Origin of the sequence: Flavobacterium hungaricum (assembly GCF_015182285.1) — a bacterium.
GTDB lineage: Bacteria > Bacteroidota > Bacteroidia > Flavobacteriales > Flavobacteriaceae > Flavobacterium > Flavobacterium hungaricum.
In genome coordinates this window covers 564,788-588,327 of sequence record NZ_PRDM01000001.1, presented here as the reverse complement: position 1 = coordinate 588,327, position 23,540 = coordinate 564,788, and the positions used below count along the sequence as shown (strand labels likewise).

Annotated in this window: 19 protein-coding genes; 10 read left to right on the top strand and 9 right to left on the bottom strand. The window is 34.3% G+C overall.

The genetic code is table 11. The features are described 5' to 3' along the window. Positions 1-82: 82 nt before the first annotated feature. Together azu and C4F50_RS02460 are read right to left on the bottom strand one after the other, a co-directional pair. Entirely contained in the window at positions 83-613 is a 531-nt protein-coding gene (gene azu / locus C4F50_RS02465) for an azurin (RefSeq protein ID WP_193844840.1), read from the bottom strand. A gap of 21 nt (positions 614-634) precedes the next feature. Next, complete coding sequence (locus C4F50_RS02460; RefSeq protein WP_193844839.1) at positions 635-1,084, bottom strand: RrF2 family transcriptional regulator; 450 nt, start codon at positions 1,082-1,084, stop codon at positions 635-637. A 201-nt stretch (positions 1,085-1,285) separates the two neighbouring features. On the opposite strand from C4F50_RS02460, the gene C4F50_RS02455 reads away from it, so the two are divergent. Together C4F50_RS02455 and C4F50_RS02450 are read left to right on the top strand one after the other, a co-directional pair. Then, positions 1,286-2,062: an NYN domain-containing protein gene (locus tag C4F50_RS02455; RefSeq protein WP_193844838.1), complete on the top strand. Its 777-nt coding sequence runs from the start codon at positions 1,286-1,288 to the stop codon at positions 2,060-2,062. 36 nt (positions 2,063-2,098) lie between these two features. Continuing rightward, on the top strand, positions 2,099-3,613 hold the full coding sequence (locus tag C4F50_RS02450) for an FMN-binding glutamate synthase family protein (protein ID WP_193844837.1): 1,515 nt from the start codon (positions 2,099-2,101) through the stop codon (positions 3,611-3,613). 68 nt (positions 3,614-3,681) lie between these two features. On the opposite strand, the gene C4F50_RS02445 is transcribed toward C4F50_RS02450, so the two are convergent. The 3 genes from C4F50_RS02445 to C4F50_RS02435 form a co-directional block, all read right to left on the bottom strand. After that, on the bottom strand, positions 3,682-4,116 hold the full coding sequence (locus tag C4F50_RS02445; RefSeq protein ID WP_193844836.1) for a hypothetical protein: 435 nt from the start codon (positions 4,114-4,116) through the stop codon (positions 3,682-3,684). Positions 4,117-4,382: 266 nt separating this feature from the next. Then, positions 4,383-4,787 (bottom strand): hypothetical protein, encoded by a 405-nt coding sequence (locus C4F50_RS02440; protein WP_193844835.1) that lies wholly within the window; start codon positions 4,785-4,787, stop codon positions 4,383-4,385. An 8-nt stretch (positions 4,788-4,795) separates the two neighbouring features. Continuing rightward, positions 4,796-5,974 (bottom strand): glycoside hydrolase family 88 protein, encoded by a 1,179-nt coding sequence (locus tag C4F50_RS02435; protein WP_193844834.1) that lies wholly within the window; start codon positions 5,972-5,974, stop codon positions 4,796-4,798. Between the two features lie 195 nt (positions 5,975-6,169). Between C4F50_RS02435 and C4F50_RS02430 the strand changes: the two genes are divergently transcribed. The 5 genes from C4F50_RS02430 to C4F50_RS02410 all read left to right on the top strand — a co-directional run bounded on the left by C4F50_RS02430 (position 6,170) and on the right by C4F50_RS02410 (position 10,541). Continuing rightward, complete coding sequence (locus tag C4F50_RS02430) at positions 6,170-6,574, top strand: DUF2809 domain-containing protein (RefSeq protein ID WP_193844833.1); 405 nt, start codon at positions 6,170-6,172, stop codon at positions 6,572-6,574. Continuing rightward, complete coding sequence (locus C4F50_RS02425) at positions 6,540-7,118, top strand: non-canonical purine NTP diphosphatase (RefSeq protein ID WP_193844832.1); 579 nt, start codon at positions 6,540-6,542, stop codon at positions 7,116-7,118. Before C4F50_RS02430 ends, C4F50_RS02425 begins: the two co-directional genes overlap by 35 nt. Positions 7,119-7,322: 204 nt before the next feature. After that, positions 7,323-9,248, top strand: a complete 1,926-nt coding sequence (locus C4F50_RS02420; protein ID WP_193844831.1) for a DEAD/DEAH box helicase — start codon at positions 7,323-7,325, stop codon at positions 9,246-9,248. Between the two features lie 88 nt (positions 9,249-9,336). After that, a complete protein-coding gene (locus C4F50_RS02415; protein ID WP_193844830.1) occupies positions 9,337-10,110 on the top strand; it encodes a carboxypeptidase-like regulatory domain-containing protein in 774 nt (257 codons plus the stop codon). A 92-nt stretch (positions 10,111-10,202) separates the two neighbouring features. Further along, positions 10,203-10,541: a DHCW motif cupin fold protein gene (locus tag C4F50_RS02410; RefSeq protein WP_193844829.1), complete on the top strand. Its 339-nt coding sequence runs from the start codon at positions 10,203-10,205 to the stop codon at positions 10,539-10,541. A 578-nt stretch (positions 10,542-11,119) separates the two neighbouring features. Here C4F50_RS02410 and C4F50_RS02405 read toward each other — a convergent pair. Continuing rightward, positions 11,120-12,580, bottom strand: a complete 1,461-nt coding sequence (locus C4F50_RS02405) for an aminoacyl-histidine dipeptidase (protein WP_193844828.1) — start codon at positions 12,578-12,580, stop codon at positions 11,120-11,122. A gap of 188 nt (positions 12,581-12,768) precedes the next feature. Here C4F50_RS02405 and C4F50_RS02400 point away from each other — a divergent pair, with 188 nt between their 5' ends. Then, positions 12,769-13,830 carry a DUF3810 family protein gene (locus C4F50_RS02400; protein ID WP_193844827.1) on the top strand — a complete coding sequence of 354 codons (1,062 nt, stop codon included), beginning with the start codon at positions 12,769-12,771 and terminating at the stop codon, positions 13,828-13,830. Positions 13,831-13,907: 77 nt separating this feature from the next. Here C4F50_RS02400 and C4F50_RS02395 read toward each other — a convergent pair whose 3' ends face one another. Together C4F50_RS02395 and C4F50_RS02390 are read right to left on the bottom strand one after the other, a co-directional pair. Continuing rightward, positions 13,908-18,443 carry a TonB-dependent receptor plug domain-containing protein gene (locus C4F50_RS02395; RefSeq protein ID WP_193844826.1) on the bottom strand — a complete coding sequence of 1,512 codons (4,536 nt, stop codon included), beginning with the start codon at positions 18,441-18,443 and terminating at the stop codon, positions 13,908-13,910. A 4-nt stretch (positions 18,444-18,447) separates the two neighbouring features. Beyond that, the gene (locus C4F50_RS02390) at positions 18,448-21,204 is read right to left on the bottom strand and encodes a carboxypeptidase-like regulatory domain-containing protein (RefSeq protein WP_193844825.1); all 2,757 of its coding nucleotides are present in this window, start codon (positions 21,202-21,204) and stop codon (positions 18,448-18,450) included. Between the two features lie 148 nt (positions 21,205-21,352). On the opposite strand from C4F50_RS02390, the gene C4F50_RS02385 reads away from it, so the two are divergent. Together C4F50_RS02385 and C4F50_RS02380 are read left to right on the top strand one after the other, a co-directional pair. Continuing rightward, a complete protein-coding gene (locus tag C4F50_RS02385; RefSeq protein WP_116752151.1) occupies positions 21,353-21,847 on the top strand; it encodes an RNA polymerase sigma factor in 495 nt (164 codons plus the stop codon). Positions 21,848-21,856: 9 nt separating this feature from the next. Then, positions 21,857-22,489: a DUF8845 family protein gene (locus C4F50_RS02380; RefSeq protein WP_193844824.1), complete on the top strand. Its 633-nt coding sequence runs from the start codon at positions 21,857-21,859 to the stop codon at positions 22,487-22,489. Positions 22,490-22,656: 167 nt separating this feature from the next. Here C4F50_RS02380 and C4F50_RS02375 read toward each other — a convergent pair whose 3' ends face one another. Beyond that, positions 22,657-23,466, bottom strand: coding sequence for a lysophospholipid acyltransferase family protein (locus C4F50_RS02375; protein WP_193844823.1), 810 nt, complete (start codon positions 23,464-23,466; stop codon positions 22,657-22,659). Between the last annotated feature and the right edge of the window lie 74 nt (positions 23,467-23,540).

Sequence of the window (23,540 nt, the reverse complement as noted above, 5' to 3'; positions counted from 1 at the left end):
TTTTAACAATAAAAGACATTTTTATCTTTTATTAATTTTTAAAAAAACTCCATGCTAAATGCATTGGAGTCTATGGATTTATTTATTCAACTATTAATACGCCTTTCATCATAGCCACATGGCCTGGAAAAGAACATATAAACGGATACGATCCTTTTTTATCAACTGTAAATTCGATGGTATCTTCTTCTCCTCCACCTAGTAATTTAGTATGTGCGATAATTGAAGCTTTCTCAGATTCCGGAATGTAATCAGTTGCTTTTGCATCGTTAGCTTTAAGCGCAAAAGCAGTTTGATCTGTCCCTTCTTGCAGGATCACTAAATTGTGCCCCATTGCTTCTTTTGGGATTTTACCAACGTGTTTTAAAGTCAGTTTGATAGGCTTGCCTGCAGCTGCTTTTAATTCACTGGCATTAAACTGCATTTGGTCGTTTCCTTCTATTATTAAAACATTTTCTTCGGTTGCTGTCACTGTTGGAGCTGGTTCACCTTCAGTAGATGTTTCGTTTACTCCTGTTGATTGATCTGCTGGTACAGTTTCTTTCTTTCCGCAAGAAGTGACTGCTAAAAACCCCATTAAGATCAATAGCGAAATTTTGGTTTTTGTATTCATTTTTAAGGTATTTATTTAATATTAATCGTTTGTATGGAATCCTTTTAGAAAGAAATCGCCCGATTTTACGTCAGAAGCAAGCTGTTCTAAAGTGGTTTTCGTCAGCATTTCTAAAAGTAATCCTCTAATTTTTTTAAACTCGTGATGAACAGGACACGGATGAATTTCTGAGCATTCTTTAAGTCCGATACCGCAGCCGCTGTAAATCTTATTGCCATCAATAGCATCTACAATTTGAATCAACTTAATTGATTTTACAGCTTCATTAGAAACTTCAAAACCGCCTCCTACTCCTTTTGCCGAATGAATGATTCCGTTTTTTGTCAAAATCTGCATTATTTTGGCTGTAAAAGGTTCTGGAGAATCGATTTCTTTGGCAACATCTTTTATTCCAACCCTAATTCCTTTTGAAGATTTGGTCGCAATAAAAATGGAAGCTCTAATTCCGTATTCACATGCTTTTGAAAACATCTTTAATTAAATTTATTCTCAGCAAAGATAGAGAGATCTTATATAAAAGACAAATTTATCTTTAATTAATTTTCTGAAAACACAATCTTATTTATAATGAAAATAATTAGTGCATTTTAAAACACTTATTCATCGTTCAATTCTTATAAAAACCAATTTAAATTTTAACTTTGAGAGTATTTAATTTTTAATATTGAAATAATGCCTTTAAGCAATTCAAAAGATCTAAAGCTGGCAGTTCTTATAGACGCAGATAATGTGCCTTACAGTAATGTAAAAGGAATGATGGAAGAAATAGCCAAACTGGGTACTCCGACTACCAAACGTATCTACGCAGACTGGACCAAACCCAATGCAAACGGATGGAAAGGGGTTTTATTAGAACATGCCATTACGCCTATTCAGCAGTACAGTTATACGGTCGGAAAAAATTCATCCGATTCTGCATTGATTATTGATGCTATGGATTTATTATATTCAGGAAAACTAGACGGTTTCTGCATCGTTTCAAGCGACAGTGATTTTACTAGACTCGCCATCAGACTGCGTGAATCTGGAATGAAAGTAATTGGAATTGGAGAAAAGAAAACTCCGAACTCTTTTATAGTAGCCTGTGACCGATTTATTTATATTGAGGTTTTGGACGGAGCAATTCAGAAAAAGAAAACAAAAGTTGCTGCTGACGTTAAGAAGCCAGTTGAAAAACCTGCCGAAAAAGCACTCCATAAAGTAGACAAACAAACCATCGAGCTTATCGAAGACACTATAACAGATATTGAAGACGATGACGGCTGGGCATTTTTAGGTGATGTCGGTAATCTTATTGTAAAGAAAAAACCTGAATTTGATCCTCGAAATTATGGCTATTCTAAACTGACGCCAATGTTGAAATCTCTGACTGAAATTTTTGAAATTGATGAAAGAGAATCGGACAAAAAAGGAATTAAACACGTGTATGTACGTTTAAAATTCAATTAATTATCGCATTTATTACCTATTAAATTTTTTAAAAACATGAGAAAAAAATTCTTTATTTACGGATTCTTATTGTTTCTAATTGTTGCAGCAATTTATTACGAGTACAAAGTAGGTGTTTTGTTACTTATAGTATTACCAATATTGTTACTTATTGGAATTTACAACGCCCTTCAAACCAAACATGCTATTTTACGAAACTTTCCGGTTTTAGGTTATTTCAGATATTTATTTGAAATGATAGCGCCAGAAATCCAACAGTATTTTATTGAAAGATCTACAGACGGAAAACCTTTTTCAAGAAATCAACGTTCCTTAGTCTATCAAAGAGCCAAAAACATCGATTCGAGCACTCCATTCGGAACACAATTAAATCTAAACACGGATAATTACGAAGGAATTAAGCATTCTATTTTTCCTGCAAAAGTTAACGAGGAATTGCCTCGTGTTTTAGTCGGCGGTAAAGACTGCAAACAACCTTACTCCGCTTCTTTATTTAATGTTTCGGCAATGAGTTTTGGTTCGTTAAGTGAAAATGCAGTTCGCGCGATTAATAACGGAGCGAAAAAAGGAAATTTCTACCAAAATACAGGAGAAGGCGGCTTGACCGAATTTCATCTTGCAGGCGGAGGAGATATTACGTGGCAGATTGGTACAGGATATTTTGGATGTCGTGACGCGGAAGGAAATTTCAGTCCTGAAAAATTCTCTGAAAAAGCAAACCTTCCCAACGTAAAAATGATTGAAATCAAACTTTCGCAAGGAGCAAAACCTGGACATGGAGGTGTGCTTCCGGCTGCAAAAAACACCGAACAAATTGCTAAAATAAGAGGTGTTGTACCGCATACTATGATTCTCTCTCCTCCGGGACACCACGCTTTTTCTGATGCGAGAGGATTAATCCAGTTCATTAAACAACTGCGTGATTTATCGAACGGAAAACCAGTTGGATTTAAATTGTGTATTGGAAATACAGCCGAGTTTGAAACGATCTGTCAGGAAATGATTTCGGAAGATACTTATCCGGATTTTATTACTGTTGACGGTGCCGAAGGCGGTACCGGAGCGGCGCCTTTAGAATTTGCAGATGGTGTGGGAATGCCTTTTGAACCTGCTTTAATCTTCGTAAACAAAACTTTGGTTCGTTTAGGCATTCGTGACAAAATGCGTATTATTGGAAGCGGTAAAATTATTTCGGGTTATTCTATTTTGCATGCTGTAGCACTGGGTGCAGATATGTGCAACAGTGCAAGAGGGTTTATGTTTTCGCTGGGCTGTATACAAGCACTGCGCTGTCATAACAATGAATGCCCTACAGGAGTTGCAACACAGGATAAAATGCTCATGAAAGGTCTGGTTGTTACTGATAAATCAGATCGTGTGTATCATTTTCATAAAAACACATTACATGCAGCAAATGAATTATTGGCTGCGGCAGGAAAAAACAGCTTTGCAGATGTTGATATCAATATTTTTATGCGCGGTGATGAATTCGCTCATTTATCTGATGCTTATTTCCCTGACAATCTTAAAAATGTGACTCAGTTCTCATAAAAAACAAAGCCTCTTTAAAATTATTAAAGAGGCTTTTGTTTTTCTAAAAGTATTTTTTTTCAATAGGCTTAAAGCTTTGCTGTTTCTTTATTATCTACCGCACCTCCTTTTTCTAAAACAGCCAATTCCTGCTGATCTACGAGTTGTTGTGCTAAAATAGCATTATTGTAAGCTAAAAAGTAAACATCAAAAGATACTCCTTCACTGATTAATTCTGCCGAAATCTGATTGTTCTGAATCATCTCTTGAAGAAGTGCCGGAAATGATTCTTTGTACGCTGCTTTATTAGCGTCTGTTTCCTCTAAATTAGTTTCAATTCTAATTTCAATTTTGTTGTCCTTTAAGAATGCTTTTGCCGCTGTACTAGTAATTCCGTGTCCTTTAATAGAAGATGAAGTATTATATGAACTTACATGATCCTGGATTTTCTGTTTGGTATTTTTACAGCTTACTAAAAATAATGCAAATACTACAACAAATGCGATTTGGGTAATTTTTTTCATAAATTATTGGTTTTATGGTTATTTTTTAACTCAAACATAATAAAATAACATCATAAAAACAATAAAAACAAAGCAAAAACACAAGATAAATATTTGAAAACAAACCAATTATATTATTTAAAAACTGCGATTTGTAAGAATAAAAAAAATCCTGCTATTATTAAAATTGGCAGATTTCATAAAAAAAGTCTCTCTAATTTGGAATTAAAGAGACTTAAGATTATGTAAGAATAAAAGCGGCCTAAAAGTTTGAAATTAAGTGCTTTTTATTTCGAAAATTCTTTAATCGATTCGCTGTTTAAAATTTCTTTGTCTAAAACAGTATTGTCATTCGCTAAAAAATAAACATCAAAACGAACTCCTTCCATGATTAAATCTTGTGGAATCTGATCTTTATGAATCATTTCTTTTAATAATTTAGGAAACGATGCAGAAGCCTCTGATTTATTTTGATCTGTTGGTTCCAGATTCGTTTCAAAACGCAATTCTATTTTATTGTCTTCTATATAACCTCGTGCAGTAGTTAACGAAACATTTTCTGCCTGAAAACTCGGAGCAGTGCTGTTATAAGTTTTAACGTATTCCTGTAGTTTTTGCTTGGTGTTTTTACAGCTGGCAAATAATACCGCAGCCGTAAGGACAAAAGTAATGTGAGCAATTTTCTTGATCATAATTTCATTTATTTTAATTTCTGAAGTCTTAAAAGAGCTTCTAAATAATAATAGTCTGCATAATTTATTGAACAGTCTATTTCGCTTCCAGCAGGTTTATGTCCCGTAGAATGCAGCAAAAATGCCGAATTTGTATCGTGACTTTGATAATGGTCTGATAACGAAGTTACCATTTTTCTGGCTTTTGTCAAATACTCTTCTTTTATTTTTTTGTCTTTTGTGTAAGCACTTAGCTCTATTAAAGCCGAAGAAACGATTGCAGCTGCCGATGCATCTCTTGGCTCATTCGGAATATTCGGTGCATTAAAATCCCAATACGGAATTAAATCTTCTGTTGTTAATTTGTCCAAATATACTCGGGCTAATTTATGCGCAAAATCTAGAAATTTAGGATCTTTGGTTTCCCTGTACGTCATTGTAAATCCGTAGACTGCCCACGCCTGCCCTCTTGCCCACATACTGTCATCACTATAGCCCTGTGCTGTTCTTCCTTTTATTTTTTTACCTGTTTCATAATCATAAATAATTACATGATAAGAAGTATTATCAGGTCTAAAGTGGTTGGCCATTGTAGTTTCGGCATGTTTTACAGCAATATCGTAGAGCTTTTTACTGCCGCCATTTTTAGAAGCCCAAAAAAGCAGTTCCAGATTCATCATATTGTCTATAATAGTATTGTGTCCGCCCATTTTATTATGAGGCCAGGATTGAATAGTCCCCACCTTTGGATTAAAAAGCGCTGCCAGCGTGTCGGCTGTTTTTAAGATGATTTCTTTATATTCTGGATTTTTAGTCAATCGGTAGCCATTTCCAAAACTATTAAAAATTTGGAATCCAAGATCGTGATCATTCGCTTTACTTACAGACAAGGGCGTTAAAAATCTACTGAATTTATCTGCTTCTTTTTCCCATTTTTTATCTTTAGAAGCTTCAAATAGATACCATAATTCTCCTGGCCAGAAACCGCTTGTCCAATCTTTATAGCCGACAAATTTCCATTCACTGCTTCCATTAGGAACTGTTCGCGGCGACGTACCATCGTCGGGAATTACTTTTAAGGTTTTTGAAGCCTGCTCGGCACAATATTCTAATTGTTTCTTAATATTGAGTGAATTGTTTTTTTGAGCATAACTGTGATTTCCGAAAAGAAACAAGGCTGCAATCAGCGTGAAAAATTTTGTATTCATGTGGTTGTTTTTGATAGCTGGTTTGTAATTGGATAAATTTATAAAATAAAACAACCCCTATCTCCTTTTGTATTTTTGTTTAACCAAAAATGTACAATTTCAACCCCATTGTGCCGTCTTAAACTTTTGCAGAGTGCTACATGCAGGAGTACCATTATTTTGTAAATTTGTTTTTTTAGTAAATAAAAAATAAACTTGAAAAAATCCAGAATCTATTATTCCTTACTATTTATCTTAATTATTTTCCTAGGAATACTTTCCAGAAAAATTTCATCTATTCCTTTGTGTACGGGCGATTTTCTGTATGCCGTCATGATTTATTTTTTGACTCGAATAATTTTTCCAGCAAAAAAACCTTTCTTCGTAATAGTACTTTCTCTTTTTATTTGTTATTCTATTGAGTTTTTACAACTTTATCAAAGTGAGTGGATGGTTAATCTTAGAAAAACCTTTTTTGGAAGATATGTTTTAGGCCAAGGCTTTTTATGGTCGGATCTAGCTGCCTACACATTCGGAATTACATTTGCCTTTTTAATCGAAAAATCATTTTTAAAACAGTATCATCATGGAACTCGTTTTCGCATCAAACAACAAAAATAAAATTACAGAAATTCAAAGCATGCTTCCTGAAAGCATTAAAATATTAAGTCTTGAAGATATTGGCTGCCACGAAGATATTCCAGAAACTGCGGATACTATCGAAGGAAATGCCATTTTGAAAGCAGATTATGTGACTCAAAAATACGGTTTTGATTGTTTTGCAGATGATACCGGATTGGAAATAAATGCTCTAAATGGAGAGCCCGGCGTTTATTCTGCCAGATATGCAGGCGAACAAAAAAATGCTGAGGATAATATCAATAAGGTTCTGGATGCTTTAAAAAATGAACAGGATCGCAGTGCACAGTTTAAGACTGTTATTACCTTAAACCTAAAAGGAAAACAATTCTTATTCACAGGAATTATTAAAGGAAGTATCACAACAACAAAAATGGGTACAAATGGTTTTGGATATGATCCGGTTTTTCAACCTGAAAATTACAGTGAGACGTTTGCCCAGCTGCCGTTAGAAACAAAAAACAAAATCGGGCACCGCGGAAAAGCAGTCCAGCAACTAATTGATTTTCTGAACACGACAAAATAATTGTTTCAAATACAACATTTTAAGACTTAAATTTTACATTTTAAGACGTATTTTTTCTTCAAATTATGGGGTTTATTCAAAAAATGATTTTGACAAAAGTGTAACTTTTTGATAATCAAATCTTAACAAATACATAATTCTTAAATAAGCATTAGTTTATCTGAATAATTAACATTAATTTTGCACCCTATTTTAAAAATACATATGAACAAATTTGAACAATTAGGATTGAATGAATCGTTACTGAAGGCGATTTTAGATCTAGGATTTGAAAATCCGTCAGAGGTACAGGAAAAGGCGATTCCCCTATTATTGGAAAAAGACACAGATATGGTTGCGTTGGCTCAAACAGGGACAGGGAAAACGGCAGCTTTCGGTTTTCCGCTAATCCAAAAAATTGATGCTGACAACAGAAATACACAGGCATTAGTTTTATCGCCAACACGCGAGCTTTGTTTACAGATTACTAACGAACTTAAAAACTACTCTAAATACGAAAAAGGTATTAATGTAGTAGCAGTTTATGGAGGAGCTAGTATTACAGAGCAGGCAAGAGATATAAAAAGAGGTGCGCAGATTATTGTGGCAACTCCAGGTAGAATGCAGGACATGATCAACAGAGGTTTGGTTAACATTAAAAATATAGATTACTGTATTCTTGATGAGGCGGATGAAATGTTGAATATGGGATTCTACGAAGATATCGTATCGATCTTATCGGATACTCCAGATGAAAAAAGCACTTGGTTGTTCTCTGCAACTATGCCGCAGGAGGTTGCAAGAATTGCAAAACAATTCATGACAGATCCATTAGAAATTACTGTTGGTACAAAAAACTCTGGTTCTTCTACCGTTTCTCACGAGTTTTACCTAGTTAACGCACGTGATCGTTATGAGGCTCTAAAACGTTTAGCAGATGCTAATCCAGACATTTTCTCTGTAGTTTTCTGTCGTACAAAAAGAGACACGCAGGCTATTGCTGAAAAATTAATCGAAGATGGATACAGCGCTGCTGCATTACACGGAGATTTATCTCAGGCACAACGTGATGGTGTAATGAAATCTTTCCGTGGAAGACAAATCCAAATGCTTGTTGCAACTGACGTTGCTGCACGTGGTATTGACGTTGATAACGTAACTCACGTTGTTAACTACCAATTACCTGACGAAATCGAAACGTACAACCACCGTTCTGGAAGAACTGGTAGAGCTGGAAAATTAGGAACTTCTATCGTAATCGTTACAAAAAGCGAATTGCGTAAAATTTCTTCTATCGAAAGAATTATCAAACAAAAATTCGAAGAAAAAACAATTCCTTCTGGAATTGAAATCTGCGAAATCCAATTATTGCACTTAGCAAATAAAATTAAAGATACTGAGGTTGATCACGAAATTGACAACTATTTACCAGCAATCAACAATGTTCTTGAAGATTTATCTAAAGAAGAATTAATTAAGAAAATGGTATCAGTAGAATTTAACCGTTTTATTGCTTACTATAAAAAGAACAGAGATATTTCTGCTCAATCTTCGGGAGAAAGACGCGAAAGAGGTGATTCTGAAGGAAGAGAATTCAATAATAATGGTGCAGTTCGTTATTTCGTGAACATTGGTTCTAGAGATAATTTTGACTGGATGTCATTAAAAGATTACCTAAAAGAAACATTAGACTTAGGTCGTGATGATGTATTTAAGGTTGATGTAAAAGAAGGTTTCTCTTTCTTTAACACAGATCCGCAGCATACTGATAAAGTAATGGATGTTTTAAACAACGTTCAATTAGAAGGACGTCGTATTAATGTTGAAATTTCTAAAAATGACGGAGGCGGAAGACGTGACCACAACAATCGTGGCGGCGGACGCAGTTCTGGCGGACAAAGAAGAGAAGGAAATTTTGCTCCAAGACGTGAAGGTTCTGGAGGAGGATTTAGAAGCGATAGAAACTCTGGCTCAAGAGACGGAGGATCACGTGAAGGAGGTTTTAGAGGCGATAGAAATTCATCTGGTCCAAAAAGAGAAGGTGGTTTTAGAAGCTCTGCTCCAAGAAGCGAAGGCGGCTCTGACAGAGCTCCAAGACGTTCAGAAAACTTTGGCGACAGCTCAAGACCAAGAAGACCAAGAAGAGATTAATTCTCTTTGTTAATTTTCTTATAATTAAATTCCAAGACTGCGAGATATTTAATCCCGATTTATTACTTTTAGAGCTTTAAATCAGGATATGAAATATTTCGCAGTTTTCTTTTTTACACTTCTAGCCCACTTAGGTTTCTCACAAGAAACGCAGTCAACAGTTCCGCAAAGAGTTTCAGGTTATGTAATCAACGACGATAGTAAACAACCGCTTTCGGGTGTTAACATTATCAATACTAATAAAGTTAGAGGAGCAAAATCTGATGAAAAAGGATATTTCGAAATTGACGTGCAAGTTAATGATACACTGCACTTTTCTATTCTAGGATTTCAATCTTTAAGGATTCGAGTTACCAATGACTGGATCAAGAATAAAGTAACCCGAATTCAGCTTACAGAAAAAGCGATTGCTTTGGAAGAAGTTGTTATTGCACCATTCAGCTTAACGGGATATCTTGAAATTGACTCTAAATTGATTCCAACAAAAGAAAATTACCGCTATAGTATTTCTGGACTTACACAAGGTTACGAAGCTGGGGAATATGCTCCAAATGCTTTCGGAAAGGTTCTGGGATCTATTTTCAATCCCGCCGATATGCTGTATAATTTCTTTGGAAAAAACGGAAAGGAACTCAAGAAGCTGAAGGAAATGAAAAAAGACGATACTGTTCGAACGCTTTTGGAATCTAAGTACGATCGTGAAACCGTTGCTGTTTTATTGGGTATCAGCAAAGATGAAATTCCCGAAATTATGCATCGATGCAACTATTCGGATTCTTTTATTCAGACAGCAAACGATTTGCAGATAATGGACGCTATTAGTGCCTGTTATGAACAATATAAAGTATTAAAACGTAATTAATTTTACTTTTAAATATCAAATTAAAGTCCTCATTTACAATTCGTAATTGAGGACTTTTTTTTTACAATATCAATAATCAAAAAGCAAAAACCATGACTGCAATACCTTTTCAAACCATTGATTGGAATCTCATTCCAAAAACAGAGCATTCCGGAGACAGCGGAACAGCTTATTGGCAAACGCTGCAATTAGGCGGTTTACGCATTCGAAAAGTCACTTATTCTGAAAATTATATTGCTGATCACTGGTGCCAAAAAGGACATGTTGTACATTGTCTGGAAGGTGAATTTATAAGTGAATTAGAAAATGGAGAAAAGTTTACACTTTCAAAAGGAATGACTTATGTTGTTTCTGACGATGTCAGTTCTCACCGCTCGATAACCACAAAAGGTGTAGAATTATTAATCATCGATGGAGACTTTCTAAAATAATATTTCAAGCAAATCAGAATATTATGGCTATATTTACTTACAATCAAAAAAGAAATTAATTAAAATTTAAATAGTATGGCAAAGGGTCAGGATGCTAAAAAAACGGCAAAAAAAGAACCGCTAAAAACGGCTAAAGAGAAAAAAGAAGAAAAAAGAGAGAAGAAAAACAATCCTAAGAGAGATTAGGAAAAGTGTTCAGTGGGCAGGTTTTAAGTTGGCAGTTTTTTGCTAAACAATGAAAAAAAGTGTTCAGTAGGCAGGTTTTAAGTTGGCAGTTTTTTGCTAACATTGAAAAAAAGAGTTCAGTGGTCAGGTTTTAAGTTGGCAGTTTTTGCTAAACAATAAAAAAAAGTGTTCAGTGGGCAGGTTTTAAGTTGGCAGTTTTTGCTGAACAATGAAAAAAGAGTTCAGTGGTCAGGTTTTAAGTTGGCAGTTTTTTATTAACATTGAAAAAAAGTGTTCAGTGGTCAGGTTTAAGCTGGCAGTTTTTGCTGAATAATGGAAAAAGAGTTCAGTGTTCAGTTTTTCTAGTTAGCAGCAGTACTGACTACTAAAAATCTGAACACTGAACACTAAAACTATTTCACTGGTATATTCGAAAGAATTTCTAATACAAATTTCCAATATTTTTGAGCCGAAGAAATACTGGCTCTTTCATCTGGAGAGTGCGCACCGTGAATTGTTGGTCCAAAAGAAATCATATCCATTCCTGGGTAATTTGTTCCTAAAATACCGCATTCTAGTCCAGCGTGACAGGCCACAACTTTTGGCTGTTCTCCGTTTTGTTTTTCGTAAATCTCTTTTAAAACTTCTAAAATTTCAGAGTTTACATTGGGTGTCCACCCTGGGTAAGATCCAGAAAGTTCTACTTCACACCCCACTAATTCAAAAGCAGAACGAAGTGCATTCGCTAAATCAAATTTTGAAGATTCTACAGACGAACGGGTTAAACATCCTACTGAGATTTCACCATCTTTTATAATTACTCGCGCAATATTATTCGATGTCTCTACCAAATCTTCCATATCAGCACTCATTCTGTAAACACCGTTGTGAGCCGCATAAATAGCACGAATAATTCCTTCCTGAACTCCTAGATCCATTATACTTGCTGGAAGATCGCCTTTTACAATTTCTATTGTAAGATTTGGTTCTGTGGTTTTAAATTCGGTTTTAATATCGTTAATGATTTCCTGCATATCAAAAAGATACGCTTCATCAAACATCTCAGAAATAATTACTTTTGCAACACTTTCTCGCGGGATTGCATTTCTCAAACTGCCTCCGTTGATTTCTGCAACCTGCAGTCCAAAATTTTCGAAACCATCAAAAAGCAGACGGTTCATGATTTTGTTAGCATTTCCTAAACCTTTGTGAATATCCATTCCAGAGTGACCTCCGTTTAAGCCTTTAACCGTAATAGTATATCCAACAGAGCCTTCTGGCACTTCTTCTTCGTTGTAGCTTCTTGTTGCTGTAACATCGATTCCACCAGCGCATCCAATATCAATTTCATCATCTTCTTCAGTATCCAAATTCAATAAAATCTGACCTTGAAGAATGCCTCCTTTTAAGTTTAAAGCGCCTGTCATTCCAGTTTCTTCGTCAATTGTAAACAAAGCTTCGATTGCTGGATGCGGAATATCTTTGCTTTCCAGAATTGCCATTATCGTTGCAACTCCCAAACCGTTGTCGGCTCCAAGTGTGGTACCGCGGGCACGAACCCAGTCTCCGTCAACGTACATATCGATTCCCTGCGTATCAAAATCAAAAACAGTATCTGCATTTTTCTGGTGCACCATATCTAAGTGTCCCTGCATTACGATTGCTTTGCGGTTTTCCATTCCTGGAGTCGCTGGTTTTCTAATGATTACGTTTCTAATTTCGTCTTCAAAAGTTTCTAAACCTAAACTGTTCCCGAAGTTTTTCATAAACTCGATTACACGTTCTTCTTTTTTAGACGGACGAGGAACTTCGTTTAAATCTGCAAACTTATTCCAAAGTGCTTTTGGCTCCAGATTTCTAATTTCTTGACTCATTATATTTTGTTTGATGTTTAACAATTAAGAGCCTCAAAGTTACAAAGTTTAATGCTTTTTTTACCGTGAATTATACTAATTAGCGCAAATTATAATGTTTCCAAGTTCGATTCAAATAATCAATTAGTAAAAATTCGTGCCATTCGTGGCTAACTTATTTTTATATTTACCTATCCAAAAAAAATGTTGTGAAAAAAAAATACATTCTACCTCTATTTCTTCTTGTTCAAATTATCTTTTTAAAAATCTTACCGTTTTTTCCAGATTTTGTAGAAGGCTTTTACAGCAACAATTTATATGTTAGAATTTCGCATTTTTCAAGAGGTCTATTAGGCCGTCTTCCATTTTCGTTTGGCGATTTTATGTATGCCTTTTTAATTTTATCGATTATCAGCTGGTTTTGGAGAATTCGAAAAACTTGGAAATTGGCATGGAAAGATCATCTCTTAAAAGTTGTGGGTAAAATTTCTATTTTTTATTTTTTCTTCCATTTGTTATGGGCTTTTAATTACTATCGTAAACCTCTTTTTGAAAAAATGGAAATCAAAAGAGAATACAGCGATGCCGATCTTTTAGCTTTTACCAAAAGATTAATTACTAAAACAAATGACATTCAATTTCAGATTACAAAAAATGATTCCGCAAAAGTAGTTTTTCCGTACTCACAGGAAGAAACTTTTCAAATGAACCTGAATGGTTATCGCAATTTAGAAAAAGAACATTCGTTTTTTAAATATGAAATTTTAAGTGTAAAAAAATCACTTTTCAGTATGTCGCTGACCTATATGGGATTTGGCGGCTATTTAAATCCTTTTACAAACGAAGCGCAGGTTAATGACTTGCTGCCGATGTATAATTTTCCGCTTACAAGTGCTCATGAAATGGCACATCAAATTGGTTTTGCAAGCGAAAACGAGTGTAATTTTATTGGCGTTTTGGCTTCCATTAAAAATGAAGATTTATATTTTCAATATTCTGGATATAGTTTTGCTCTTAGATATTGTCTCGGAATCTGGAAATTTAAAAATGAAAGGATCTTTAATGAATTGAAAAAAACGATTCATCCCGGCATTTTAAAAAACTATCAGGAAAGTCAGGATTTCTGGAAAAAATACGACACTTTTATCGACAAAGGTTTTCATTTTCTTTATGATAATTTCTTAAAAACAAACAACCAAAAAGACGGAATGGAAAGCTACAGTAAGTTTATTGATTTGATGATTAATTATTATAAGGGAAAAGAGTTTTAAGTATTTCTTTTAAAGAACACAGCAATTCTAAACTAAAATACCTGACAGGTCTTTAAAACCTGTCAGGTAGAACTGCTTTAAGGCAAAACTTCCAGCTCAATTCCCGAATTCCAATTTCTGTGTTCATTTTCATAATACAAATATGCGCAAGAAGCAATTCCTTTGTATTTTCCGGGAATAATTGCTTTTAAATCAATATTGACTTTTCTACTTTCTTTTGCGTCCAGTTTTCTGAAATACAATACGAGTTCGCTTCCAAAAATTTCATAATAGTCCACAACATTTTTATCCATTAATTCTTTTAACTGCCAAGGTTCTGGAGTAAAGCCGCCTGGAATTCCGATTCTCGCAATTGGATTAGAAACCTGAAAAGCATTATTGTTTTGAACTGTAATTTCAACCCTTGCCGTTTCGCTCAATTTTACTTTTTCTGCCGTTGCTTTTGTCGTCAGCAGTAATCTGCAATCTTTTGAGTTGTTTGGTTTGTAACTTTGATAATTAACCGCCAAATAATACGGAATAAAACTTCCATCAGGAATATTAACAGCAAAATTATTGGCAGCATTATTAATTTTTAAATCTTTTAAAACAACATTTCCATCTTTATCTTTACTATTTGCCGGAATATCTTCTTTATTTAAACTAACCAAAACAGGCACTGCAAGTTTTGATTCTAAACTCAATTTAGTAAATTCAACAATAGCTTTTAGAGCCAAAGCCGTTGCCTGTGTTGAACCAAAACCATAATATTTTCTGGAAGATTGAATAAAATCTAAAACCTTGCCAACCTCCACAAAATCGCTTTTCTCTTTTAGCAGATTTAAAGCGTAAAGCGCCGCAATTTCAACATTCATCGAATTACCATAACTATTGATAACGGTTTGTTCTGCCTTCAAATTTTCAAAACCTTGTTTGGTGACTTGTGCTTTTATAAATTCCATTAATCTATTGTACTGCTCTATCTTATTTAAGTTGAATGATGCCAAAGCCACTAATTCCATTCGGTATATATCTCTGCTGCTTAACGCCTCTTCTACTGCTTTTTTGTACTGTAGTTCAATATCCATTCCTCCTATTTCGGATAAAACATAGACGATATAAGCGTTATTGACTGCGTATCTCATTCCAGAAAAACCATACTTTCCTGGGTTTTGCATAAAACCTCCTTTTTCATCTTTTCTAGAATAAAGCCACTTAATGCTTCTGTCAATCATCTTTTTATCAACATTTACATATTCGTTCATTTCATGAAATTGCAGCAATCCATAAGCTGTAAGTGCTTCGTTGCCGGGATTACCGCCATACCATTCAAAACCGCCGTCTCTGGATTCGTAGTTTTTTAGTTTTTGATATCCTGATTGTAATTGTTTCAAAGCTTTTGCTTTAAAATCTTCTGCACCATTTTTATATTTTGACAACTGCATTACCATTATATTAGGATAATTAGAAGACGAAACTTGCTCGAAACAACCGCTTGGTTCGCGCAGCATACTTTCTAAACCATCAAAAATTGACGAATACGGATTGTAAAATATTTTGAATTCTGATTGAACTGAATTCGGCAGTACATCATAAAGTGTAAAGTCCTGCTCTTGCGATTTTGTTCCCGAAATGGCAATATGCATTGGGAAACCTTTTGCATAAATATCGATCGATTTTTTAATTTTTGTTTTATAATTTTCTCCTGAGACCGTAATTTCAAACGGAATATTTTTACCTGTTTTAGAAGTCTGTAAATAAACATAAGAGACTTTAGATTCATTGGGCTGCAATAAAACCGATTCGTTATTCCCTTGATTATTATAAGGCAGTCCATTAAAATCTACTGCATAATTTAAAGTCTGTATTTTTTCTGAATTGTTTTTCAGCCAAAGCGGTATTTTAATTAAATCTTCTTCCGAAGCATAAATTGGCATTTTTAAATCTGTCTGAATTAAATCTTTTACTGTATAAACGGCTTCTGCTTTTCCTAAATCACCTTTAAAAGAGGTTCCTTCTACCAGAATTCTAAACGAAGTAGCATCGTCAGAATTAAAATATTCCAATTTAGCTTCGCCTTTATTATTGGTTTGAACGATTGAATTCCAATAAATACAGTTTCTAAAATCTGTTTTTTCTTCTGTGATTGTTGATTCATATTTAGGGGCATAGAAACTAATGGCTTGATCCATTTTTTTCAATGTTCCTTTTTTCACAAACTGAAAAGTATAGTGGTTCTTTTTTCCAAAAAGAAGATTACCTCTCCACATTTTCTTTTTGGTGGTTACGACAATAACTCCATTGACAGCTTCAGAACCGTACAGAGAAACTGCTGCAGCATCTTTTAAGATTGTAATATTATCTATTGAAGCTGCTGTTAATCCTCCCAGATAAGAAGCATTTTCGTTGTTTACATAAGGAATTCCGTCTATCACAATTAAGGGCTGTCCGCCTGCTCTGCTGCCGTAAATAGAGCTTAATCCTCTAATCTTGATTTTATCGGTTGTTCCTGTTTGACCAGAGGTTGCTGTAATAGACAACCCTGCCATGCGCCCGCTGACTGAGTTTAAAATTTCACTTGCTCTTACAATTACAGTACTATATGTCAAATCTTTTTTATAGTTTATTCCATAACCAATTGTAACAACTTCTTCAAGGTGATTTGCCGAAGCTTTTAACGAAATGATTTTCATTTCTTTGCTGTCTTCCTGCGTCGAACCAGCTTTTTTAATTAAATCTTTATAATCAATTTCAGTTACTTTTTTATTCAAAAGAGTATCTTTCATTCTTAAAACTTCGTCTTTGTTTACAATCGAATTTTTAATCACGTATGGGTTATTCTTTGATTTGTTTTGAACACTCAAATAAGCCAAATTGTCGTAATGCACTTTATTGAATTTAAAATAACCACTGGTATTACTTTTTACTTCAAACACTTTTCCGGTATCGGTAAAAAACAGCACTTTTACTGCTGCAGGTCGATTGTTATGGTCGATTATAAAGCCTTCAACCATGCTGCTTTTTTCTGGTTCTGCATTTTTCTGCACCAGTAATTTTGCGATATTTTCCTGACTGTATTTTCGCCATCCCAATGTATTCAAAAGTAAGTCTACAGCTTCTTCTCTGTCTTCCAGCTTTTTATTTTCATCAAAATAAAATCGAGGCTCAAATACTTTTCCTTTTAACTCAGAACCCAAAAGCATCCAGGACAAGATATTATCCTGTTTGTCGTCTATATAAGAGAGCAGTTTTGAATCAATAACTGAAACCGATAAATTGGAACTTATTGGTTTGCTATTTTTATCTTTTGTCAAAATAGAAACCTGTACTTTTTCTCTTGGCAGATAGGTTTGTTTGTCTGTTTTTATTTCAATTTTTAAGCCGTCTTGATAATTTAAAAATACCAGTCTTTCTGCTGCGATTTTATCTTCAACCACTAAAGAAAAAGAGTGAATCCCGACAGGAAATTTTTTAGTATCAACAGTAACTGAATTCGATCCCGTTTTTAAATTCAAATCCAGAACCTGATGTACTTTAAACGTATTTCGGATCAGAATTTTAGCTTTACTTTCAATTGGCGAAAAAATAGTTACAGAAACATTTCCTGAAGCCTTTACCGCATTCATTACAAAAACATTCTTTTCGGCTTCTGGAAGCGCTATTTTTTCTTTTGATACAAAAGGCGAAGTCAAAACGGCGTAATACTTTTTATTTTCCTCAGGTTTCAAAGCGAGTTTTCCCATTCCGTCATGAAAAGATTTAAACTCGGTTATTTTGTTCCCTTTTTGATCTTCAATATATCCAGCCACGTCCATCGGAAGTCCAAATTCATTTTTTGCAATAAAAAACAGCGAATATTTTTCGTTAAAACCAAAACTGCCGCCTTCTGGTAAAAACTGCAGATCGACAAACTCTAAATTTATTGGAATAGAACGCGTAACCGATTCTTTAAAATTATCATAATCGATCATTACATTTAAAATTCCGTCATTCGATTGCAGCGTTTTCGGGAGTTTAAATTGAATAACGGCTTTTCCTTCTTCATTTGTCTTACTATGGAGAGAATCTATCTTTTGTCCAGCAATAAAAACATCGTATTTAAATTCATAATTTTTGATTGGATTATTTTCGAGGTTTTTCAAATCAAAATCAGCTTCGCAGACCTCGCCTTTTCCGTATGCTTTTTTCTTAAAATCCAATTTCATTAAAACCCTTGGCGAAACGACTTTCTGTATAAAAAATGTTTTTTCGAAAACGGCGTCTGCAAGATCAATTTGAATCTTGGTATAGGCTTTAATTTTATAGATTCCGGATACTGTATTTTCTGGAATCAAAAAGGAGCCGGATGCACTGCCGCTTTCTATTAAATAAGTCTGCGAGCTGATTTTTTTATTACTGCCGTCCAAGATGTCTACATACAAATAATCGCTTAAAAAAGTCGGAGCATTATTTCCTGCAGCGATATAGGCTTTAAAATAAACAACTTCACCAGGCGTATACAAAACATTATTAAACTGCAGGTATACTTTTTCGGTAATTGATTTTTGATACACTGCCGCCAGATCTTTTTCTAAATGCTGCGCAGAAAAAGTTTGAAACATCAAAAGAAAAAATATCGTTTTTAAAATTTTCATGGCTTTAGAATTTAAGAGTTAATCGAGAACCAAAACTTCTCATCATAGGTGTATTAAAATAATCCAGTCCGCTGGTCTCGACAGAACTTAACATGGTATTGTTACTAAAAGCCGATTTACTTTTGGCCCAGACAAAAACATTATCGACAAAGAAAGTAATCGAAAAATCGAGCGCAGCATAATTATTGTTTCTTATTTTGTATTGTAAACTCAGTGAGCTCAATCTTAAATAGTCTGCTTTTTCTATGGCGTCTTCTGCTACACCTTCGGTTCCATAACGTACCCAGCGATTTTGTTCTGCCGGCAGATTAACATCATAAAAAGAAACTGCTTTTGTATTTGGAGCGCCAGTTTGTGTAACTCCTTCAAAAACATAATTCGAAATACTGCGCTGTTGTTCTGTGAAAGCCGATTTTCCGTAGTAATTGAGCGTCTGCTGTGTCCCGTTCCAGATTTCGCCTCCGTTATTATAATCAAAAGAAACATTGAGCGTAAAATCTTTGTAATTAAAGGTATTATTAAAACCCAGCACAAAATCTGGATTAGGGTTTCCGAGTATTTTCGGATTTGAGTTTTTAATAGGAAAACCATCTGTATCAATAACTAAATTATTCGATGCGTCTCGTAAATAACTGCTTCCCATAATAACGCCCAACGGCTGGCCGACAACATAATTTTTATTGATATCGCTGAATCCAGCAAACGAAATTCTGGATTGACCGTTATGGATACTGGTTACTTCATTTCGGTAAGAGGCAAAATTGAAACTGAATCCGTAACGGAAATTAGTACCATAGTAAAGGTATTTTCTAATTTCAAGTTCGACACCGCGCTCTTTGTAATTTACTTCTGGAGACCAGCTGAAAGTACCCGAATTTAAAAGCGGGACATACAAATTATCTGTTTTTTTGAAATAGTAATTGAGCGTAAAATTCCAACTGTAAATAGAATAATCCAAAATAAAATGGGTCAACAATTCATTCGTCGGAACGGCATTTTTCGGCGTAATTAATTCTAAGTTATTACGGCTTTTCTTAAAGTCGCCCAAAGCATAGTTCAGAGTATTAAAGTTTAAATTATTATTTTGAAGCGAAGGCTCTGCTTGAATAAAATTCTGGGTTGCAGAAAATGACAAATTCGTATTAAATAAATTTTGTAATTGTGCAGAAAACAATGCATTACCCAGCAGACTGTTGTTTACTGTAGACGAATACGTAAGATTGCCGCTCCCCCTTAGCATAAGTCTTTCGTAATTGCCTAAAATATCCTGTATGGTGTAAGCAGCGTTCAAACCAGAAGCGGCCTCAAAACGGTCCTGCACCGATTTAAATTGATCTGAATTCTCGCTTTGCAGCGGATAATTTTCGACTGCGTTATAATTGGAGAAATAATTTCGTTCTAAATCTCTTTTTTTAAATCCTAAACTTGTTTTTGATTCGACATATCCACCATTAAAATCGTATGTAAACCGATCTGAGAACAAAAAAGTATTGAATTTTTCATTTCTTATGTCAAAATTCGGAAGATCAATTCCTGCAAAATAAGGATGCTGGCCGTTTTCTCCTTTTATTTGTGAAGACTGAAAAGTAAAGTCAACAATATTTGAATTGCTTCTATGAGAATAATCGTGTTTAAAATAAAAATCTATAGTCGAACTTTTATTACTGTCTATATTTTGATCAATGAGATAGTAGGGATTGTTTTCTGTATTTGAAAAACTGCGCTGCAGACCAGAGGCCAATGAAGCGTTAAGCTGATTATCAAAATGAACTGGTGTTACAGCATTGGCAAAAACAATTTTGTTGACTCCGAAATTGGCGTTCGAAAGATTATTATAAAAAGTATTATATTTTAAAAGCATTTCTATTTTACTCTTTTTTGAAATGTTTTTTAAATACCGCAATGACGTATTAATCTCGTAGTTTTTACTGTCTGGAATTACAATATTTCCTCTTGCATAGGCGAGATTTAATGTCAGTAAATCATTTTTTACATTTTCAATTTGAGCCATTAAAGAAGTTTTGCTATCCGTTTTATTTTGAAAAAAATGATTTGGATTGTATAATGCTATAGGGCTCGTATTTGCTGCCGATTGATTTACAATATTTCCCTGAGGATAATATTCTGAAACCGTATTAGAATATGCTAAAGTAGTAACGTCCGGCCCCCAGCTGAAAACTTCGTTTGTTTCTGGAGACTGATAAACCAATTGTCCGTTCTGGCTTCTTCCCTGCGCAAAACTTTTTTGATATTTAGGAAGCCGAATTGGTGCTGCAACACTAAATTCCTGATTTATCTCAAACGACAAAGCATCATAGTCGCGTCTTTGTTTTAAGACATATTCTCCATCGCTTTTTCGTGCAATATTCTTTATTTCCAAAAATCCTAGTTTATTAAATTCATTAGAATCAATTTTACCAGCGGGCTTAGAAATTATAATGGTATCATTTTCTTTTTTGATTTTTTCGTTGTAGTCATCACTCAAAACGGGTTTTACAGCCAGACCGCTCTGTCTTTCTTCGAGATCTTTAATTTTGATAGTCTTAGTTTCCATCCCGATATACGATATAATCAATTCATCGTCAGGATTTACTAAAATCTGATAATCTCCATAAAAATCTGACGAAGTACATCTTTGAGTATTTTTAACACAAATAGAGGCACCAGGAAGAGCACCGTATTCGTCGCTAATATTGCCTTTGTACATCTTTTGTGAAAATACTGCAGTCGATATAAAAAAGAAGAGTAAAATTATTTTCATAGGAGGCGTTTTCTTTATAGAGAATTATTTTTGTTAAAAGGTTGGAAAGAAAATTAAAATTATTCAGAAAACTAATAAAGAAAGGATATTTTATTTTTTTTTATTTTTGAATGTAACAAAACGCATCACGGCGCTACTAATACAAAATATGAGCGAAAATCTAGAACAGTCATTTGTTGCGCAGCTGCAGGCAAATCAGAATATAATCCACAAGATTTGTAGGTTGTATACTGCTGGCGAAGATGCTCATAAAGACCTTTTTCAAGAAATTACTATACAGCTCTGGAAAGCGTATCCCAAATTTAGAGGAGACAGTAAGTTTTCTACCTGGACCTATCGTGTCGCTTTAAATACTGCAATAACATTATACCGCAAAACCAAAAGAACCATATCTACCGTAGATTATGAAAGCCACCAGTATTTTGTAAAAGATGTTGATTATAATTATGAAGAGGAAGAACAAATTAAATTGATGTACAAAGCGGTTTATCAATTAAATGATATTGAAAAAGCGTTGGTCTTTATGTATCTTGAAGATAAAGATTATCAGGAAATAGCCGAAACACTAGGAATCAGCGAGGTAAATGCCCGCGTGAAAATGAACAGAATTAAAGGGAAACTTAAAAAAATATTAAATCCCTAAACGATATTTATGAAAGAACTGGATTTATTAAAAAAAGACTGGAAAAAGAACTCAGATTCTTTTGTACAGATTTCTGAAAAAGAGATTTACATAATGATTCACAAAAAATCATCGTCTATTGTAAAATGGATTTTGATTATAAGCATTTTGGAGATTTCACTTTCGACTTTTTCTAACCTATTCCTGAACACAGATGAAGTTACGAGAAAAGCGAATCATCCCGGAATAGTAACCGCGCTTAATATACTTACGTATTTTAATTACGTTGTTGTGCTTATTTTTGTTGTACTCTTTTACAAAAATTATAGAACAATTTCGGCTACTGTTTCGACCAAATTATTAATGAGTGCAATTTTACGAACCAGAAAAACAGTGCAGTATTATGTTTGGTATAATTTAGGAATGATTGTAATCGTATCTATTTTTACTTTCTTTATCGTTTTTCTTTACAATCCCGATATGGAATTTTTAAGAGATAAACTAGCCGCAGACGGAAAAGCAATGCTTGCTACAATCGGAATTCTTTTTCTTATGATTGCCGGATTCTTCGGCTTATTCTGGTGCTTCTATAGATTGATTTACGGAACACTTTTAAGAAGATTATATGCGAATTACAAGGAATTGAAGAAGATAGATTTTTAAGAGAAGGTGCTGAGATGGTAAGGTACTAAGGTACTAAGGTTCTGAGATTTTAGATTTCAACTTGAAACTTCAAACTTGAAACCTCAAACTTGAAACCTGAAACTTGAAACTTCAAACCTGAAACTTGAAACTTGAAACCTCAAACCTAAAACTTCAAAACAAAAATCCTAATAATCCCAACGTCGCAATTTGTTTAGTTCTTCTTGAACTTTAATTTCTTCTGCTGGAATTACTTTTAAAAATGAAGGGTGCTGTTCGATAGCGTATTCTACTTTTTCTACGATTTCTTCGATGGTATCGTTTTCATAATCAATCTCTAGAGGTTCTTTGATAATGAAAGACTGAAGAATATTTTTCTTTTTCATTCGAAGTCCTTTTTTGTCAAAAGAGCGGCGGAAACCGTCGATAACAATCGGAATTACGATTGGTTTATGCTGTTTGATAATGTGTGCAGTTCCTTTACGGACTGGTTTAAATGACTTTGTAGTTCCCTGCGGAAAAGTAATTACCCAGCCGTCTTTAAGCGCAATTCTAATGTTTTCGGTATCATTTGGGTTTACATCTCGTTTTTCGGTCACATCTACCCCTTTTGCACGCCAGGTTCTTTCTACTGTAATAGCTCCCACATAAGCTAGAATTCTCGGCAGTAAGCCCGCCTGCATCGTTTCTTTGGCGGCAACATAATAGATATTCATTTTGGGCTGCCACAAATAACCAATGTTCTTAATAGTATCTTGACGTCCCGATAAACTTGCGTTAAAGACATGAAACATCGCTACAACATCGGCAAAATAAGTCTGATGATTGGATATAAACAAAACATTAGTATCGGGCAGTGTCTTAATAATTTCAGATCCTTCAATCTGTAATTCATTAAAACCTCGATATCTTCTATGTGTCATTGCCCCCAAAATACGGATTAACCATTTTTTGATGAATAATATATGACCGAAAGGATTTCGTTTAAACAATCCCATAACTACTAAATCTTATTTTTTTGTGAGTTCGCAAACATACAAAAATTATTCTTTTACCCATACAATAAAACAAT